This is a genomic window from Shewanella aquimarina (assembly GCF_023349185.1).
Taxonomy (GTDB): Bacteria; Pseudomonadota; Gammaproteobacteria; order Enterobacterales; family Shewanellaceae; genus Shewanella; species Shewanella aquimarina.
The window spans coordinates 211,689-229,927 of the sequence record NZ_JAKIKY010000003.1; the positions used below are offsets into that span (position 1 = coordinate 211,689).

The window sequence follows — 18,239 nt, forward strand, 5'->3', positions numbered from 1 at the left end:
CGTTCGGAGAGATGGCAGAGTGGTCGAATGCACCGGTCTTGAAAACCGGCACGGGTTTATAGCCCGTCTAGGGTTCAAATCCCTATCTCTCCGCCACATAAAGAAAAAAGGCTTCCAGAAATGGAAGCCTTTTTTCGTTTTAGCCTCGATAGGAACTAATTAGTTATCAGGTAAACGCGGGTAAATTGAACCCAGGCTTCCTAATAGTTAAATCTGGCTATCTCTAAACTACATTAACGATGCCCGCTAATGAGCGGGCTTTGTGCTATCTAGCTTAAAGTATTCGAGTAATGGCCGGGTTCCTAACGTTTAAGCCCACTATCTATCAGTCCTCTCAGAAACATCAAGAAAAAAGGCTTCCAGAGATGGAAGCCTTTTGCGTTTGTACTTGTCGGTAGCTCGCTTATTGCTCTGCTATGACCTCTTGATTCACCTTAACACCAGCTAAGCGGTTGTAGATCTTACTCAACCATGCCTTGGTGTCTTCGATGGCCACATAGAGACAGGGGATGAGTACCAGAGTCACTATGGTGGCAAACAGTACGCCGAAGGCGAGCGATACTGCCATGGGGATCACCATCTGCGCCTGCATGCTGGTCTCACTCATAATCGGCACCAGGCCGATAAAGGTGGTGAGCGAGGTGAGCAGAATCGCCCTAAAACGACGACAACCCGCCTCAATCACGGCAACCTTCATGCTGACTCCAGCCAGGCGGGCTCGGTTGATGTAATCAACCATCACCAGGGAATCGTTAACCACCACACCTGCGGCGGCGATGATGCCAAAGAGGGAGAGGGCGCTTAGATCTATCCCTAACAGCATGTGGCCAAGCACAGAGCCAATGATGCCGAAGGGGATGACAGACATGATCATCATAGGCTGCACATAGGATTTCAAGGGCACGGCCAACAGGCTGTAGATAACCAGTAGCGAGATGATGAAGTTACGCATCTGAGTATTGGCGCTGTCGAGCTGCTCCTGAATGTTGCCGGCAACTTCACTCTTCACCCTTGGGTACTGACGCAGCAGTTCAGGGATAAAGTTATCGCGAATGTCCTGGGCTAACTTGAAGGGTTCTGCCTGTGAGGCATCTACCGAGGCCCAGACGTTGATGGTGCGATTGCCATTTTCACGTCTGATGCCACTCACCCCTTGGGTCACCTGGATCTCGGCGACCTCTGAGAGCGGGATCTCTGCGCCCTGTGGCGTGAGGATCATCACCTCTGTCACATGGGCGATGGAGTTACGCTGCTCCTCGGGATAACGCAGCATCACCTTGATCTCCTCTCCGTTGCGCAAAATACGCTGGGCCTCGAGGCCATAGAAGCTTGCGCTGACCTGAGAGGCCACATCGGCAAGGGTGAGTCCGACGCTGTTGGCCAGTGGCTTAAGGCTGAACTGCACCTCTTTGGCACTGGATTGACGGCTGTCGTTAACATCGCCTACGCCCTGTAGGCTATTGAGCTTGGCCTTGAGTGCCTTGGCCGCCGCGACCAGTTGTGTTTCGTCCTTGCCTTCGAGGCGGAAGCTGATGTCACCATCGTCGCGGCCGCCGCCGAAGAGGTTGTCGCGAATATTGAACGACTTAACCCCAGGGATCTGCGGCATGGCCATACGCCAACGCTCGGCGAGGGCGAAGGTATCGATAGGGCGCAACTCGGGATCCACCAGCTTGGTCATCACCTGGGCACGGGTTCTGCCCTGAAGATCGACCTGCATGTCGGCGATCATTCGTTGGCCAAACTCTTGTTCCAGCTGATCATCGACCTTATGCAGCGCCGCCTCGATCGCCAATGCCGCGGAGAGGGTCGAATGCTCAGATGAGTCCAGGTTCATCTCGACGCTGATCCTCGGAAAGTCATGGGGGATCTTAGGTTGCCCCACATAGCGAAGCACGCCACCCGAATAGAGGCCGGCACATACCAAGATGAGACTGACGAACAGGGTGATGATCATGTATCTGTATTTTACCGATAGGGTCAGTGAAGGTTGATACAGACGATAGATCACAAACTGGAGTCCGGCGTCCACCTTGCCCTGCAGGTAGTTTACACCGATACGCAGCAAATTGATGGGATTCTTCGAGCCAGGCTTAATCTCGGTTTTCTGTTTCATCTTGGCTAAGTGCGCCGGCAGGATGAGTTTGGACTCTACCAGAGAAAACAACAGACACAGAATCACCACATAACCGATAGACTGACCGAAGGCCGATGAGGGGCCGTCATCCATTGTGATGGGTAAGAAGGCGGCGATGGTGGTTAACACCCCGAAGGTCGCGGGCATAGCCACTTTCTTTACGCCGCGGATCACATTGTCCAGGGTTTGCCCCTTCTCTTCACATTCGGTATGGGCGCTCTCGCCCATGACGATGGCATCGTCGACCACTATCCCAAGTACCAGGATGAAGGCAAACAGGCTGATCACGTTGATGGTGACATCTATCATGGCTGTCGGCATCAGCAGCAGTGTACCTAAGAAGCAGACAGGTAGCCCCATCATGACCCAGAAGGCCAGGCGAACCCGCAGGAAGAGGGCGAGCATGATAAACACCAGAATGGCGCCGCTCTTCATGCTGTCGAGCATGAGATCCAATCGCCCCTGAAGGTAATAAGTCATATCGACCCAGGTCTCAAGGTTGAGCCCTTGGGGCAGGGTGGCCTGCTTATCTTCGACGTATTGGTTCACCACCTTAGCCACATCCGTCATGCTCTGGTCGTTTGAGGCGCCCACGAAGAAGGTGACCGAGTTCTTGCCGTTAAACTTGGAGTATTGGATCCCCTCTTCGAAACCGTCTATCACATTGGCGACATCACCAAGCATTAGCTTAGTGCCGTCCTCTAAGGTGATCAGCGGCAGGTTTTCAAACTCATAGCCCACATAGGCCTGATTTTGCACCCTCAGGCTGATGTAGCCATTCTCAGCCTTGATTTGACCGGCCGACATGTTACGCGAATAGCCACGCACGGCCTTGGCCACATCGTTAAAGGAGAGGTTGTATTCGCGAAGCTTATCTTTGCTGACCTCGATGGACATCTCATAGTCCAGCCCGCCATAAAACTCGGTGATATTCACCAGCGGCAGTTGCATCAGCTCATCATGGATCTTCTCGCCAAACTCCTTAAGCTGCTTGGGAGGCAGATCGCCATAGAGGCTGATATAGAACACCTCTTGTCTATTTTTAATGCGCTCGACGCGAGGGCGCTCCATGCCATCGGGAAAACTCGAGATCGAATCTATTTCCGACTTGATTTCATCCAGCACCACCTGAGGGTCGTAGGAATCTTCGATACGGAAGTAGCCCGATGCCGAGTTACGGTTTGAATAGGTGATCACCCGTTTCAGGCCTTGTATACGCTCGAGCGCCTCTTCGACCTTAATGGTGATCCCTTCTTCAACCTCTTGCGGCGCCGCGCCAGGATAGAAGGCGCTGAACTCGACCCAGTTAGTCTCGGTCTGAGGGAAGAACTGTTTACGTATGGTGCTGGCAGTTAACAGTCCGCCGATAATGATGATGATCATCAACAGGTTTGCCGCCACACTGTTGCGGGCAAACCAGGCGATCAAGCCTTTATTTGGATCTGGCATTCGCCCTTACTCCTTGTCTTCCATTGCAAGTTGTTGGACGACCGCTTCATCTTCAGCAGGCTCCTGCTTGTCAGAGGCAAGGGCGAGTTTCATCCCTTCAATGGGATAGTCCAGCGCCGAGGTAATGAGGCGCATGCCATCCTCTAAGCCTTCACCGATCACTACTTGAGTGCCTTGTTGGCGCAAAATATCGACAGTTCTGAATGCCAGGGTATTTTCCGGCGTCATGATGGCGACCCTATCGTTAACCACCAGGTGTCTGGCGATGGTCGTGACATTCTGTGCCTGAGAACCGTGTATGCTCGCGGTGATATAACTGCCATATCTGAGGGGCTGTTTGTTGTCTCTGAGACCGTAGGGGTCGATAACCTCTGCCACCAGATAGGTCATGCGGCTGCGATTGTCTATCACACCCTCGCTGCGCACGATCTGACCACGCCAGGTCTTTTGTTCACCGGCAAAGTTTCCGCTGACAATGACCTGAGCGCCCAGGCCCTTGTTATCCAGGTACCTGATCTCTTTATCGGGTAGGGGCAGGCGGATCTCGGCCTTTTCTGTGCTAAGCAGCTTACCCAGTTGGGTACCGGTAGAGACGTAAGAGCCAAGGCCGATATGACGGCTTTCTATTAAGGCGTCGTAAGGCGCCTTGATCACAGTGCGCTCTAGATTACGGGTGGCTCGCTTGAGGCCGGCCTCGGATGAGTTAAGACGGGCAACTTCTTGTGCCAACTGAGGTTTACGCAGGCTTAGTTCGGTTGGCGTGCCGTTTTCGATCCGTTTCCATTCTTCGGCGGCTACCTTGCCATAGGCCTTCTCTTGCACCAGAGTCGCCTTGGCACTGGCCACTGTAGCCTTGGCGTCGATGAGAGCCGCCTCGTAATCACTGGGATCTATCTTTGCCAGGATCTGGCCTTTCTTGACTAAGCCACCGCGAACGAAGGCATCGCTCAGGTAGACGATTTCACCTGAGACCTGTGAGACAAGCTCGGTCTCATACTTGGCGTTGACGATACCGTATGAGTTAACGGTAAAGGTCATGGGTTCCTTGTCGATTATGTCGACTGCCACGACGGGAGTATTGTCAACGACGGGTTTCTCTTGTGGTGGTTTTTTCATCGATGCTAGCACGGCAAAGGTGCCGATACCGGCGGCCAGCACGACGATAGGTAATACGATCTGTTTTGCTGTAGCCACAAACACTTCCTCTTGTTGGAGCTATGGTATTAATTCTATTGATAAAAACAATATCTTACTTTGGCGAAAGACTTCTTGCAGGGTAAATGTTATCGAAATGGGGGATTTGTTAAAGCGGTTAAATGTAAACAGGTATGTAATTTGCCTTGTTAGGCTTTGCGTTGTAAAGCACTAGGGGCTGATGGCGTATAGCTTGGTTTCGAGCAATCCTAAGCTCAATGAAGTATGCCAGTGCAAGCACCCAAGGGTAACGCCAGCTACTAAGAAGTGAGAAAGAGGCAATTAAAGAACCGATAGAAACCGGTAATGAAAACCGATATTAAAAAATCAGGCATTAGAAAGAGAGTGTGATGCCGCGTTATTGGCTAACTTAGATAGCACATTTGGGTACTCACCCGTTTGCGTATATCGAGCACTCTCTTAGTATGATTGTAGCGCTATTTGAGGCGATTTGCCCCGTGTTTTAGGGCCTCAGCTGAACCTTTTTAATGACGATATATTGCCTTTCAAGTATAGAGAAATCTTTCTAAAAATGTGCTTAAAGAGTTCCCTAGAAAGTCTTTAAATAAGCGCGGCAAGCGCCTGCTCCGTCATCCTGTGACTAAAGCCAGTTCGTTTGTGATGCTGTGGCTGCCAGCCGGCAAGAAAACGTTCAAAGTCGGCCCAGGCAAAAGGGAGCAGGGCTTGCCATTCCTCTACCAGTTCGTCAATTTCATTGGCCGCCCAATTAGCGGATAGCTGCCTGCTAAGCGTGTGAAAATAGCGGTTACAAGCGGTGTCATAATGGGCTGAAAGCTGCTCCTCGTCGAGGCAACTGCCCAATAGATAGATGAAATCTTTAACGCCTACGCCGCTACCGACATATTGAAAATCTAACGCCGCCACACCATCGACTCCCATAGTGTCGCTATCACTGTGAAAACAGAAGTTAGCCACCTTGGCATCGCCATGTACTAAGGTCTGAAACCTGGCCTGTTTGAGTCTGGCATCGATAGCTGCTGCAGCTTGCTTTAGTGAAGATGCTGCCATTACCGCAAGCTCTTCGGGCCGAGTCTCAAGGTGCCAGTAGGTGCCGATTGGCCAAAGGCCCGCAAATAGAGTTTCTCCCGGTGAATTTTTATAGACAAACAGGGCATGAAATCTTGCCAGCCAATCGATGGCGGCATAGAGCTGAGACTCGGTAAGCGTCAAATGACGCACGTTGAATCCCAGCGCGTCGAGATCGCTCATTGCCAGCAGCATCTCCTGGGTCTCACTGTCTTGATGAGCCGCTAAAAGAGTGGGGAGATTAAGTTGGTCTTGGCAACGGTTGGCGTAGTGCCGATACCAATTTAGCTCGACCTGATAAGAGCGCATCTTACGCCGATGAGAGAGCTTAGAATCCCATTGATGGGGATGGGCGCTTTGCCTTGGCGGCGCGATATGTTTGACAATGACGGTTTGAGAACTTCCTTTTCCATCTAGCTGATAACGGGCTATCTCGCCATAGCCACTCCAGAGCGTCTGCAACTTGCCTAGCTTCGTGGCCTTTTGGCAGGAGAGTGTTTGGCAAAGCATTTGCTCAATATTCAAGATAGGTGGTTCCTCGGGTGTGAGTGGGCAATGAAAGCACAATTGGGCTCATTCAATTTTGCCTCATTGTCGCAGACAATAAAAACCGAGGAAAGGCTGCAATAGTCTTGCTGCTATTGAGAATGAAAATAATGACTGGGATAAATATGGTAAGCCTAATATTAAGGCTTAATGCTTTAGCATTGGCCCCGATACGCTAGGATGTAGGCAAAAGTTTACGCCTTAGGTTATGATTCTGGGTGTTAACTAATGATATCTAATGATGGCGTAAGGAGTTGCTATGACTAAGCATGTGGTGATCACCGGGGCAAATCGTGGGATAGGCTTAGGCTTTGTCAGGCATTATCTGGCTAAAGGTGATCGCGTCACCGCCTGTTGCCGACGGCCCGGCGAGGCAAGCGCGTTAATTCAGCTCGCAGAAATCCACGCCAACCTCAATATTATTCAGCTGGACGTGACAGATGAGTCGTCTCTGCGCGCCTTGCCGCAACATCTCAACGATACTGCTATCGACATCTTGATCAACAACGCCGGCTATTATGGACCTAAGGGGATTGGCTTCGGTAAGTTAAGGGCTGAAGAATGGCAAAAGGTATTGGCAGTCAATACGATAGCGCCCATTATGATCACTCAAACCTGTTACCCCATGTTGCGCAAGGCGAATAACGCTAAGGTGATCTGTATCTCCTCTAAGATGGGGAGCATGGCCGATAATCAGAGTGGTGGCAGCTATCTCTACCGCTCATCAAAGGCGGGCCTCAACGCCGCGCTTAAGAGTCTGGCTATCGATTTGCGTAGCGAAGCGATCTTCTGCGTCGTGTTTCATCCAGGTTGGGTACAGACGGACATGGGCGGGCCCAATGCCTTAATCACGGTTAATGAGGCGGTAGAACAGATGGCTACCTGTATCGATAGATTAGATGCGAGCCAGTCCGGGCAATTTTTAAACTTTGATGGCAAGGTGATCCCCTGGTAGCTGGCTAAGCCAGGTTTCATCTCGGGGGCCGTTATTCACACCGACACGTATCGACATGCTAGGCGTAAAAAGTCATGGGCGCCTGTTAGCGCCCAAACAGTAAATCAGCTCCTTGCATGTTGCCACCAATGTTGAGATTAATGTCGACACTAATGTTGGCACTAGGTGGCAGGAAAGGCGGGTGAAATACACTTTCTTACGGTAAAGCGATAATGGTATTTTGCCGTGTCGTCCGGTACCACCTCGAGAATTTCATAGTCATTGAGTTCGACGACGTTGGCATCTTCTTGCTTTTCACAGCGCGATCGGCTGTCTGCCTCAAAATGATAGGCAAACTGGGCGATTAATTCGCGTATCTCTCCCTGATAGGCGTGACGTATTGAGGCGTATTCTCTTGCAAGGGATGTGGTGCTGTTTTGCTGCTGGTCAGCTTGAATATCAGTTGTATTTTCTTCTTCACTAACGTTCCGACGACCCGCTGTTGCGGTGTTTGGTACTTTATTCGGCTCTTTAGCCAGTTCTGTATTAGCTTCTTTATTCTTTTCCTTGTCTAATTCAACTTCTGGTTCAACGTCTGATTCGGCGCTTGCGAGTCCGCCTTCCACTTCAGGCCCAACCGAGGCGAATTGTGGGTTCATCTCCTTGTCGGCAACAGCATCATCAAGGCTAATTGTCGCTAACTTGTCCTGCTCATGGTTTAGATCTCCCTTTACCGTCTGCTCTATGGCTTTTATATCACTCAGTGCCGATTCCACTCTCTCCTCGACGTCTCCGATGAGTAGGAGCAAATGGTAGAGTAGGACGAAAGAGAGGATGAACCTGACCATCAGCGTCGTAAATCGATAGTGGCTGTTACCCGTAAGGGAAAAGAGTTTGATCCCAATGGGCTTCAATACTAGCGCGATCAGCAGGTAGAAGGGCATCAAGATCTGTGCAAACAAGAGTCCCACCGCGCTAATACCCAATATCCAGGCTGGCAGAAGCAGCAAGATGGCAAAGTTATGGGTGTAGTTAAAGTGGGTCGCCGGCACACCCACCACCTCGTTGACAATAGCGCTGGCCATCGCCAGCGCGTAGTTGGCCACTATGGCGTAAAAGAGTAGCAATACAGCCTTACCCGCGAGAGAGTGCCAGACACGCTCGAACACGGGCCAAAATTCCAGGGTGAGGGCGATGGTGGTGATGATGGCCACTAAGCCTAAATGTTCGCTCATTAGCAAAAGCGCTGCCATTAGATAAAGCCTTTGAGGCAATGTTAGCCGTTGCCACTTATTTCTAAGGCCTTGCATGAATCTTTGCGGTGCTGAAGAGGCCTGTTTTAATTTGTTTGCCAGCGCAGGTTGTGAGAAATCTATATTCACCCAATGACTCCATTATTATTTGGGATTGTTCAAGAAATATGCGCTTAGTCGCATCCATACTCTATCTAAGGGTTTTTATGTTACCTTGAGGTTAATTTAAGGTAAACAGGCGAGTAAGGCGATGAATAATCAGGTAGAAATTAGACCCCTAAAGCAGGACGAGTTTGAGACGGTTATCGCGCTAGGCAATCTGGTACACGGTGATGGCTATCTCGATGAGCAGATGCTGAGTGAGATGCAGGATAAGGCCTATAAATCGGGGATCAATGCCAACTTTGTCGCCTATCGAGGGGGAGAGTTAGTGGGGTTTAGGCTCACCTATGCACCGGGAAATTGGTCACTGGATCGCTGGTGTTCGCCCACGCTCTGGCCGGTTGCTGCCGAAGATTGTTGTTATTTCAAGTGCAATACCGTTTCCGAGGAGGCCAGAGGACTCGGCATAGGTAAAGCCCTACTGCAAAGTTCAATAGAGGCCTGCAAGGCTCAAGGGGCATTGGCTGGAGTCAGTCACCTGTGGAAACAGAGTCCGGATAATTCGGCCGTGGGCTACTTTACCAATGCGGGCGGCAAGCTTATCAAGGAACATCCGGAGCGCTGGAACAATAATCCTGATCATCCCGACTATGTTTGCGTCTTGTGTGGCAGCGAATGTCACTGCGTTGCCTGCGAGATGATCCTCATATTCTAGATAGAGGTCTAGTCATCACATCTTAAGCGTCATCACTTTATATCTGCCAGAAACTATCGGCGAGAAACTTTAAACGAAAAACTTTAGGCGAGAAACTTTAAGCAAAAAACTTTAGGCGAGAAACTTTAAGCAAAAAACTTTAGGCGAGAAACTTTAAGCAAAAAACTTTAGGCGAAAAACATTAGTCGAGAAACCCTATGTCTTACGATCCCTTACTCAACGACTTTCCAGACCGCCAACCCTGGCCAGACTCCTACTGGGCCACAACAGTTACGCGGCCCGAGCCCTTGCCTGCGCTTAACGGCCGGGTGCAGACCGATGTGGCCATTGTGGGGGGAGGCTTTACCGGTTTGCTGACGGCCTATTATCTTGCCAGCGAGTTTAATATCGAGGCCAGGGTACTTGAGGCAAACCAGATAGGCTTCGGCGCCAGTGGACGCAATGCGGGTTTCGTGCTCAAAGGTTCAGGGCGCATGGGCTATAGCCAGATGGCCAAGAAGTGGGGCATGGAGACCACTAAAGGGATCTATGGTGAGTTCACGAGCGCGGTGCGTCGCGTCGAGCAGTTGATCGAACAGCACGATATCGCCTGTGATGCCCAGCCTAAGGGCTATCTTAAGATAGCGCACAACGCCAAGGCCTATAGTACATTAAAGGGAGCGGCCGACTTCATCGCCGAGCACCTGGGGGATGATGCCGAGTTTCTCACACCATCAGAGCTAAAAGCGGTCTATATGGACAATCATCAAGCCTATGGTGCCCTGCGTCTCAATGATGGTTTTGGCGTGAATCCCTTAAAACTTTGTTTAGGCTACAAACGTGCGGTGCAGTCTCTCGGTGTGCCCTTGAATGAAGAGAGCTGCGTGAGAGCCTGGCTGAAAGAGGGCGCGCATCATATGTTGGTCACCGACAAGGGCGAGCTTATCGCCAAGCAGGTCGTCAGCGCCGGTAATGCTTATACGCCTAAGCATTTTAATCCGGCGGTCGATAATCGATATCTGCCTATACTGAGTAACATCATAGTGACTGCGCCCTTGACTGAGGCGCAGCTTGAGGCAACGGGTCTTAAGACACATCAGGTGGTGATGGATACCCGCCGCCTTAAGTATTATTACCGCTTGCTGGGTGACAATAGATTACTGTTTGGTGGCCGCGGCGCGATAAGCGGTAAGGATGCCAGAGATCCTCGCTATGGCGAACGTTTAAAGAGCGCGATGGCAGATTGCTTCCCGGCATTGACCGATATCGCTATCGACCATAACTGGACGGGATGGATTGCCGCCGCCTTGGATGATATGCCTCATGTCTATAGTAAGGGCGATATGGGATACAGTCTGGGGTACTGCGGCGCCGGAGTCGCCTTCTCGGCGCAGGCGGCCTATCGTCTGGCACAGCATATTGCTGGAGAACGCCTGCCTGATCTGCCGCTCTATCGAACACCTCTGCCTAAGTTTCCCTTCGCGCGCCTAAGACGATTGGGACAAAGTGCTTATTATCAATATGCTTGGCTAAGGGATAGGTACAGTTAGCGGCCAATTTTTGTTACCATAGCCTAATCACACGCAAAGCCGATGAGATGTTCTATAATTTGCTACTGTCGTTTTTTCAATCAGGCAAAGACTCATCGATAAAGGTTACCCGCTATGAAACATGTTGTAGATAAGATGCTCGATAAACATCACAAGCTGGTGCATTCAGAGGGCGTGAAAATTTTATCCCATACCCAGAGAGAGATTGATGAATGGGTACAACATACGGTAACCATAGAAGGCTGTGACGCCCCCTTTAAGTTTCGCCGCACCAAGAAATACCGCAGCTTGCAGGGGCACAAGGTGAATATGACCTATTACCCAGAAACGGAAACCGTAGCAGGTTTCGATTTTGAGGTGATGAAAGTGGTGCGCATCAAACGTTTTTAGTGCGCATCGAGAGGTTAGCTCAACACAGTGATGTTTAGATGGCTTGACCTTGAAAGATTGCCAGATACAAAAAAGGAGCCTAATGGCTCCTTTTTTATGAATGTGACACTACTTAGATAACTTGGCTTACTTAGCCGTCATCAGGGCAACCGCGTTGTCTAGCATACGGTTACTGAAGCCCCATTCGTTGTCGTACCAAGCCATAACCTTAACCAGACGGCCGTTTACACGGGTTTGTGTCGCGTCGAAGTTAGAAGAGTATGGGTTGTGGTTGAAATCGATAGAAACCAATGGCTCTTTGTTGACCGAAAGCACTTCGCTCATTGGTGCAACGCTTGCCGCCTTCTCGATGATGGCGTTGATCTCTTCAACAGTGGTGTCGCGCGCGGCAACGAAAGAGAGATCCACCAGAGATACGTTTACTGTAGGTACACGTACTGCCATACCGTCGAACTTACCAGCCAGCTCAGGTACCACTAGACCAACGGCTGCAGCAGCGCCTGTCTTAGTTGGGATCATAGACATGGCTGCGGCACGAGCGCGGCGTAGGTCAGTGTGGTAAACGTCTGACAGACGCTGATCGTTAGTGTAAGCGTGGATAGTGGTCATTAGACCCGATTCGATACCAATCTCGTCGTTCAGCGGCTTAGCGAAAGGCGCCAGACAGTTAGTGGTACAAGAAGCGTTAGAGATCACTGTCATGTCAGAGGTGATCACATCGTTGTTTACGCCGTAAACAACAGTCGCGTCAACGTTCTTACCCGGTGCAGAGATGATCACTTTCTTTGCGCCAGCATTTAGGTGAGGCTGAACGGCTTCTTTAGAAGTGAAGATACCGGTACATTCGAACACAACATCGACTTCAAGCTCGGCCCAAGGGAGTTTAGCTGGGTCACGCTCAGAGAAAGTTTGGATCTTGTCTTCGTTGACGTAGATAGCCTCATCGTCGTGCTCAACTTTTGCATTGAAGCGACCATGTACAGAGTCATACTTAGTCAGGTGAGCGTTGATTGAAGCATCACCCAGGTCGTTGATGGCAACGATTTGGATGGGGTACTGCTTTTCGCTTTCATAAAGTGCGCGAAGTACGTTTCTACCGATACGGCCATAGCCGTTAATTGCTACGCGGATAGTCATCTCATATCCCTCAGGTAAATGTATAAAAATATCTGGTAGTAAAATTACCAAATTGACAGCTATCGTCAAGCAATATCGGGTTTTATTGGCTAGTTAGCTTAACAAATTTGCTGTTTTCTTTACAAAGATCAGATTTTTTACAAAAACCGGCTCGATTTCTGTAAAAAAAATACTAGTGGCAAACATTTTGCCAGCATTCAAGAGAGCCCAATTAAGATGAGGTATTTAACTGAGCGCGGATCTCACTAGAAGCGTAGTCACCGTTTTTAAGATGTTCCACTAAGGTATCGGCTTGTTCATCTAAAAATTGCGCCAGTTGTTGATTGCCCTTGATTAAGGCGTTCATTTTGGCATCGGAAGCCGTATTGCGCGTCATCAATACGTTGGCTTTTGAGAAGAGGTAGGTTTTTTCCAGATCGTTTTGCTGGTGGTAGATACTGGCAAGACCCAACAACCAGTCGGGGTTAAAGTTGTCAGGGTCGCTCTGGTCTAACAGTTGCAGGTAGAGAACCTTTGCCTTGTTGAGATTGGATTTTTGATAATAGGAGGCGAGACTCGCCAGGATCTCGATATCCGCTATCAAACCTGCCTGTTGTGCCTTGATGACTCGGGACAGTGCCGCCTGATCATTTAAGCGTATCCAGTGATAGTAGGAGAGATAGAGATCTGGGTTGTCCTTGGTGGTGTCTCGCAACTGCTGCAGGTTCTGCGCGCTGATGCCGAAGGCTCTCACTCTATCGTTGGTGCGTTCGGGGTGCATGATGTGCTGTACGCCGGCGGCGAGTTCGATACATTTACTGTAATTTTCGAGATTGATCAGATGTTGGTAGATCTGTTTGCCAGAGGGCGAGGGGGTGTTTTTAAGGGCAAAACGCTTGCGGATCAGGTCTGCTCGCTCATATCTGCACCAGCTATCGCGATGTAAATCGTCACAAAGCTCAGGATTATTTTTACAAATCGTGGCGGTATTAGCAGCATTATCGCAGCCAAACAGGCCGAAAATCGCCAAAAGAGACAATAATGGTGTAATGATTACAAAATTTAATCTCAAAAGTGCGTCCCCTTTAGATTTTATCTAATAATATTACATGGTTAGAGAAAATATCTTACTAGATCGAAAGCCCACTTTTCATTACAATGGCGCCGACCAATAACAGGATTGACGTCCGATAATAATAGAGTATTGGTCTTTTCTTTTTGTTACTCAATCATTTCTACAATAAATGTAGTAAAAGTGAGATAAAGGATCTGTAAATGACCGCTGATAAACACCTACAAAGCTGGCAAGAACGTTTCGAAATGGCGGAGGCGATGCAGCCTCTACTTGGTAAGTTGTATCGTAACCAAGGTGTAGAAGTCGTTCTATACGGTAAGCCACTTCTTAATGCTTCCACTATCGAGATCATTAAGTCACACCGTTTAGTGCGTCGTCATGTGGGTGACAAACTCAGATTACGCGAAAGTTTCCCGTTTGTTGAGGCACTTAGCAAATTAGCGGTGAAGCAATGTAAAGTCGATATCGGTAAGTTAGCGGTTAACTACTGGCGCGAGCATGACGATGCGAGCCAGATCGAAGCTTACATGGCCCAAGAGCTGGCCTCGGCAATCGATCATGAAGACAACCAAGAAGCACGCGACGTAGTGCTCTATGGTTTCGGTCGTATCGGACGCCTATTGGCGCGTCTACTGATTGAAAGAACTGGCGTGAGCAACAAGCTGCGTCTTCGCGCTATCGTTCTACGTGGTGGTCGTAAGGGCGACTTAGAGAAGCGCGCTAGCCTGCTACGTCGTGACTCGGTACACGGTCCATTCAACGGCTCTGTTGAGGTAGACGAAGAGAACAACGCAATCATCGCCAACGGCACCTATATTCAGGTGATCTACGCTAACTCTCCAGACGAAGTGGATTACACTCGCTACGGCATTAACAATGCGCTGGTGGTTGATAACACAGGTATCTGGAAAGACGAAGATGGCCTGGGACTGCACCTAAGATGTAACGGCGCTTCTAAGGTGCTATTGACTGCACCGGCTAAGGGCGCGATCAAGAACATCGTTTATGGCGTAAACGAAAATGACATCCTGAACGAAGACACTATCGTCTCGGCGGCAAGCTGTACCACTAATGCCATTACCCCAGTACTTAAGGCGGTCAATGACAAGTATGGCATCGTAAACGGTCACGTTGAAACAATTCACTCATACACTAACGATCAAAACCTGATCGATAACTACCACAAAGCGGATCGTCGTGGTCGCAGTGCACCGCTAAACATGGTGATCACCGAAACTGGTGCGGCCAAGGCTGTTGCTAAGGCACTGCCAGTGCTTGCTGGTAAGCTAACTGGTAATGCGATTCGCGTGCCTACACCAAACGTGTCTATGGCGATCATCAGCCTGAACCTGAATGGTGAAACTAGCAAAGAAGACATGAACGAGTACCTACGTAACGTCGCGCTATGTTCTGAGCTGCAAAACCAAGTTGACTTCACCGAGTCTACAGAGATCGTCTCTTCTGATCTGGTTGGTTCTCGCTACGCGGGTGTTGTCGACTCACAGGCGACCATCGCCGAGGGTAACCGCGCCATTCTTTATGTTTGGTACGATAACGAGTTCGGTTATAGCTGTCAGGTTGTTGGCGTAATGCAGAAGATGCTGGGTCTAAACTACCAGTCTCTACCTGCTGCTTAATCTTAACCGCTAGATAAATCTAAACGCCTCGGTAAGTACCGGGGCGTTTTTTTATCCATAAGAAGTTGAATATGCTTAACAAAGAGTCACAAAGGTGATTAATGCAGCAATTGATGCAACAAACCTTGTTTAAGCCATAAATAGACGTTGACACTTTTAGGTAAATCGGTAGAATTCCTTTCCGCAGTCAGGGGAAAGCTCGATAGGGAACTTGGCTGGCAAGCGTTTCAGATGCGACATTAGCTCAGTTGGTAGAGCGATACCTTGCCAAGGTATAGGTCATCGGTTCGAACCCGATATGTCGCTCCAAATTTACGGTCAAACCGTAAACCGCTTCAGATAAAGGCGCGATGGCAGAATGGCTATGCTGCGGATTGCAAATCCGTCGATCTCGGTTCGACTCCGGGTCGCGCCTCCACTTTTCGTTTTAACGTAAATCACGATAAAACACACTAGGCCCGAGTGGTGGAATCGGTAGACACAAGGGATTTAAAATCCCTCGCTGGTAACAGCGTGACGGTTCAAGTCCGTCCTCGGGTACCAATCTGAATTATAATAGAACCGGGTTGGAAATAGCCTCACTGAATAAGTGGGGCTTTATTGTATCTGGGGTAAAAAACTAGCTTAAAAGCTCCTTCTATGACTCCTGCTCCAATCGGTCTGGCTACCTCTTCAAATTGCAGTGCACTCATTTAGTCATCTAAATGAGCTCAGTGTGAGCCGGATCTCATCTTAAAGATTATTCTAAATTTCGCTCAGTTCAATCAATTATTCTTAAAATCATGACCCAGTCACCCAACAAAAATCAGCAAAGCTAGGGCGAGACAAGAAAAATATTGATATAGAAAAATATCCGCTATGAAGGGCGCTAAGACAGTGGTATAACTAGCCCCGAACCCCTTCTTATGACGACGTTTAGGAACATCACCATGATATTTAACCAGGTTGTACTGGCCCCCGCAGATCCCATTCTTGGTCTTACCGATGCTTTTAAGGCCGATCCTCGCGCAGATAAGGTTAATTTAGGTGTTGGCATCTATAAAGATGAGTCAGGCCAGACGCCGATTCTTAAGTCAGTTAAGTTGGCCGAGCAAAAATTGCTAGAAACTGAAACCAGCAAGAGTTACCTGGGTATCGACGGCGTCATCGCCTACAACCAGGCGGTACAGGGCTTGTTGTTTGGTGCAGATCACGCAGTAATGACCGAGAAGCGAGCGGTAACGGCTCAGGCGCCGGGTGGTACAGGCTCCCTGAGAATGGCCGCCGAGTTTGTGGTGCGTAATACTGATTCACGTACCGTATGGGTGAGCAATCCAACTTGGGCAAACCATAACAACATTTTTCAATCTGCAGGCTTAACCGTTAAGCAATATGGCTATTACGATGCGGCCAGTCACGATATCAACTTCGATGCCATGCTCACTAGCCTTGAAAATGCAGAGGAAGGCGATTTACTGCTGCTTCACGGTTGCTGCCACAACCCGACGGGTATCGATCTCAACATCAGCCAGTGGGAAGTGATTGCCCAGCTTTGTGTCGACAAAGGCCTGATCCCCTTGTTTGACTTTGCCTATCAAGGTTTCGGTGCCGGCGTAGAAGAAGACGCTCAGGGTTTGCGTTTGGTCGCGAGCAAGGTGCCTGAACTCTTAGTGGCTAACTCATTTTCGAAAAACTTTGGTCTCTACAATGAGCGTATTGGCGCCGTGACCTTAGTCGCCGAAGATGAAGAGACGGCCAAGCGTGCCTTTAGCCAGATCAAGAGCACCATTCGCAGCAGCTATTCTAATCCACCGGCACATGGTGCATTGATTGTAGCGACCATTCTCGGTGACGCTGAGCTGCGCAAGTTATGGGAAGAAGAGCTGACACAGATGCGTGAACGTATCGCGGAGATGCGCGTACTGTTCGTTAAGACGTTGGCTCAGCAGGGGGTGTCGCAAGATTTCAGCTTTATCTCGGCGCAAAACGGTATGTTTAGCTTCTCAGGTCTTAATAAGGAGCAGGTTACACGCCTGAAAGAGGAGTTTGGTATCTATATCGTCGGCTCTGGACGCATCAGCGTTGCCGGCATGACCCGCGCCAACATGGATACCATCTGCCGGGCGATCGCTAAGGTATTATAAGCTTCGATATTCTACTAAAGACGCCACGCTATTAATAACGTGGCGTTTTTTTATGCCAGCGCGTCGAGCGCTTGAGGCTCAACAATGAGAGACAGGGCGTCGGCCAGCGCCGCTCTGTCGTGGAGGGCCTGATGGTGGCGACTACGTAGCGGGTAGTGGGTGACTATGCCTGTGGTGAGATATCTGTCACCGTGACAAAGCACGTGATCGACCGGTTTATTGCCCATGACCTGCTTAAACCAGCTAAGACGTTTATCCAGGCTAAAGTTAGCCGCGGCGGAAGGCTCCTCGGTCAGATTATCGATTAGGACCACTTTCGCCTTGGAGTCGTGTAGCGCCTGGCCCAATTTAGGCAGCAGGAGTGGAGGCATGATGCTGGTCAAGAAACTTCCTGGGCCTAGTATAATGAGATCCGCTTGTCTAACCGCATTACAGGCCTCGAGGGTGGCATCCACCATAGGTTCCAGCGAGAGGGCGATGGGATCTTCACACTTCTGATCCACCTCGACTTCGCCGAAGATACGATTGCCACAAGACTGAATGGCGACCAGATGGGTAGGTTGCTCCGACATAGGGATCACCTGGGTCTCTATGTTGAGCAGTTTGCGGATCAGATTGACCGCATCTAACGGCCGCACGCAGAGGTCATCCAGCGCCATCAACACTAGGTTACCCAGATTGTGGTTGGCGAGCTCGCTTTTACCGCCGAATCGGTATTCAAACAATAGCGAACCGACTGAGGGCCGACTTGCGAGCTGAGACAGGCAGTTACGCAGATCGCCCCAGGCGATACAATCTTGCTGCTGTCTTAGGCGTCCGGTTGAACCGCCATTGTCCGTGGTGGCCACTATGCCGGTGAGTTTTGGACCGAGAAACGAGAGAGAGGATAAGACTCGGCCCAGTCCGTGGCCTCCGCCGATGGCGACAACATGTTGATATTGATTGATGGCGTAATCGCGCATGTCGGGTATTTCCTTCCTGAATCCCCATTT

Annotated in this window: 13 protein-coding genes and 4 tRNA genes; 10 read left to right on the top strand and 7 right to left on the bottom strand. The window is 49.8% G+C overall.

Translation table 11 applies throughout. From position 1 onward, the window contains the following. The first annotated feature begins 5 nt into the window (after nucleotides 1-5). Nucleotides 6-96, top strand: a tRNA-Ser gene (locus tag L2731_RS05165). A 307-nt stretch (nucleotides 97-403) separates the two neighbouring features. Here the strand turns inward: L2731_RS05165 and L2731_RS05170 are convergent. The 3 genes from L2731_RS05170 to L2731_RS05180 form a co-directional block, all read right to left on the bottom strand. Next, nucleotides 404-3,586 carry an efflux RND transporter permease subunit gene (locus tag L2731_RS05170; RefSeq protein ID WP_249252129.1) on the bottom strand — a complete coding sequence of 1,061 codons (3,183 nt, stop codon included), beginning with the start codon at nucleotides 3,584-3,586 and terminating at the stop codon, nucleotides 404-406. A gap of 6 nt (nucleotides 3,587-3,592) precedes the next feature. Continuing rightward, a complete protein-coding gene (locus L2731_RS05175) occupies nucleotides 3,593-4,780 on the bottom strand; it encodes an efflux RND transporter periplasmic adaptor subunit (RefSeq protein WP_249252130.1) in 1,188 nt (395 codons plus the stop codon). A 561-nt stretch (nucleotides 4,781-5,341) separates the two neighbouring features. Further along, a complete protein-coding gene (locus L2731_RS05180) occupies nucleotides 5,342-6,289 on the bottom strand; it encodes an ecdysteroid 22-kinase family protein (protein ID WP_249252131.1) in 948 nt (315 codons plus the stop codon). A gap of 343 nt (nucleotides 6,290-6,632) precedes the next feature. Here L2731_RS05180 and L2731_RS05185 point away from each other — a divergent pair, with 343 nt between their 5' ends. Then, the gene (locus tag L2731_RS05185; RefSeq protein ID WP_249252132.1) at nucleotides 6,633-7,328 is read left to right on the top strand and encodes an SDR family oxidoreductase; all 696 of its coding nucleotides are present in this window, start codon (nucleotides 6,633-6,635) and stop codon (nucleotides 7,326-7,328) included. Nucleotides 7,329-7,489: 161 nt separating this feature from the next. Here the strand turns inward: L2731_RS05185 and L2731_RS05190 are convergent, their stop codons facing one another. Next, nucleotides 7,490-8,542, bottom strand: a complete 1,053-nt coding sequence (locus L2731_RS05190; RefSeq protein ID WP_249252133.1) for a hypothetical protein — start codon at nucleotides 8,540-8,542, stop codon at nucleotides 7,490-7,492. A gap of 268 nt (nucleotides 8,543-8,810) precedes the next feature. Between L2731_RS05190 and L2731_RS05195 the strand changes: the two genes are divergently transcribed. The 3 genes from L2731_RS05195 to L2731_RS05205 all read left to right on the top strand — a co-directional run bounded on the left by L2731_RS05195 (nucleotide 8,811) and on the right by L2731_RS05205 (nucleotide 11,296). Beyond that, on the top strand, nucleotides 8,811-9,377 hold the full coding sequence (locus L2731_RS05195) for a GNAT family N-acetyltransferase (RefSeq protein ID WP_249252134.1): 567 nt from the start codon (nucleotides 8,811-8,813) through the stop codon (nucleotides 9,375-9,377). A gap of 197 nt (nucleotides 9,378-9,574) precedes the next feature. Further along, nucleotides 9,575-10,906, top strand: coding sequence for an NAD(P)/FAD-dependent oxidoreductase (locus tag L2731_RS05200; protein WP_249252135.1), 1,332 nt, complete (start codon nucleotides 9,575-9,577; stop codon nucleotides 10,904-10,906). A 114-nt stretch (nucleotides 10,907-11,020) separates the two neighbouring features. Then, nucleotides 11,021-11,296, top strand: coding sequence for a hypothetical protein (locus tag L2731_RS05205; RefSeq protein WP_239850553.1), 276 nt, complete (start codon nucleotides 11,021-11,023; stop codon nucleotides 11,294-11,296). Nucleotides 11,297-11,422: 126 nt separating this feature from the next. Here the strand turns inward: L2731_RS05205 and gap are convergent, their stop codons facing one another. Then, the gene (gene gap, locus L2731_RS05210) at nucleotides 11,423-12,433 is read right to left on the bottom strand and encodes a type I glyceraldehyde-3-phosphate dehydrogenase (protein WP_249252136.1); all 1,011 of its coding nucleotides are present in this window, start codon (nucleotides 12,431-12,433) and stop codon (nucleotides 11,423-11,425) included. A gap of 211 nt (nucleotides 12,434-12,644) precedes the next feature. Further along, nucleotides 12,645-13,484, bottom strand: coding sequence for a DUF2989 domain-containing protein (locus tag L2731_RS05215; RefSeq protein ID WP_249252137.1), 840 nt, complete (start codon nucleotides 13,482-13,484; stop codon nucleotides 12,645-12,647). 203 nt (nucleotides 13,485-13,687) lie between these two features. Here L2731_RS05215 and L2731_RS05220 point away from each other — a divergent pair, with 203 nt between their 5' ends. From L2731_RS05220 to L2731_RS05240, 5 genes are all read left to right on the top strand, one after another. Continuing rightward, on the top strand, nucleotides 13,688-15,124 hold the full coding sequence (locus L2731_RS05220; protein WP_249252138.1) for a glyceraldehyde-3-phosphate dehydrogenase: 1,437 nt from the start codon (nucleotides 13,688-13,690) through the stop codon (nucleotides 15,122-15,124). A gap of 233 nt (nucleotides 15,125-15,357) precedes the next feature. Further along, a tRNA-Gly gene (locus L2731_RS05225) sits at nucleotides 15,358-15,433 on the top strand. A gap of 35 nt (nucleotides 15,434-15,468) precedes the next feature. Then, nucleotides 15,469-15,542 (top strand) — tRNA-Cys (locus tag L2731_RS05230). Between the two features lie 38 nt (nucleotides 15,543-15,580). Beyond that, a tRNA-Leu gene (locus L2731_RS05235) sits at nucleotides 15,581-15,667 on the top strand. A gap of 386 nt (nucleotides 15,668-16,053) precedes the next feature. Next, on the top strand, nucleotides 16,054-17,247 hold the full coding sequence (locus L2731_RS05240) for an amino acid aminotransferase (RefSeq protein ID WP_249252139.1): 1,194 nt from the start codon (nucleotides 16,054-16,056) through the stop codon (nucleotides 17,245-17,247). Between the two features lie 50 nt (nucleotides 17,248-17,297). Here L2731_RS05240 and yvcK read toward each other — a convergent pair whose 3' ends face one another. Beyond that, nucleotides 17,298-18,209, bottom strand: a complete 912-nt coding sequence (gene yvcK / locus L2731_RS05245) for a uridine diphosphate-N-acetylglucosamine-binding protein YvcK (protein ID WP_249252140.1) — start codon at nucleotides 18,207-18,209, stop codon at nucleotides 17,298-17,300. Between the last annotated feature and the right edge of the window lie 30 nt (nucleotides 18,210-18,239).

Bases quoted from the DNA above. Each gene is read 5' to 3' on its own strand.
- L2731_RS05170 (WP_249252129.1), bottom strand. From the start codon at position 3,586: ATGCCAGATCCAAATAAAGGCTTGATCGCCTGGTTTGCCCGCAACAGT.
- L2731_RS05185 (WP_249252132.1), top strand. From the start codon at position 6,633: ATGACTAAGCATGTGGTGATCACCGGGGCAAATCGTGGGATAGGCTTA.
- L2731_RS05190 (WP_249252133.1), bottom strand. From the start codon at position 8,542: ATGAGCGAACATTTAGGCTTAGTGGCCATCATCACCACCATCGCCCTC.
- L2731_RS05195 (WP_249252134.1), top strand. From the start codon at position 8,811: ATGAATAATCAGGTAGAAATTAGACCCCTAAAGCAGGACGAGTTTGAG.
- L2731_RS05200 (WP_249252135.1), top strand. From the start codon at position 9,575: ATGTCTTACGATCCCTTACTCAACGACTTTCCAGACCGCCAACCCTGG.
- L2731_RS05205 (WP_239850553.1), top strand. From the start codon at position 11,021: ATGAAACATGTTGTAGATAAGATGCTCGATAAACATCACAAGCTGGTG.
- gap (WP_249252136.1), bottom strand. From the start codon at position 12,433: ATGACTATCCGCGTAGCAATTAACGGCTATGGCCGTATCGGTAGAAAC.
- L2731_RS05220 (WP_249252138.1), top strand. From the start codon at position 13,688: ATGACCGCTGATAAACACCTACAAAGCTGGCAAGAACGTTTCGAAATG.
- L2731_RS05240 (WP_249252139.1), top strand. From the start codon at position 16,054: ATGATATTTAACCAGGTTGTACTGGCCCCCGCAGATCCCATTCTTGGT.
- yvcK (WP_249252140.1), bottom strand. From the start codon at position 18,209: ATGCGCGATTACGCCATCAATCAATATCAACATGTTGTCGCCATCGGC.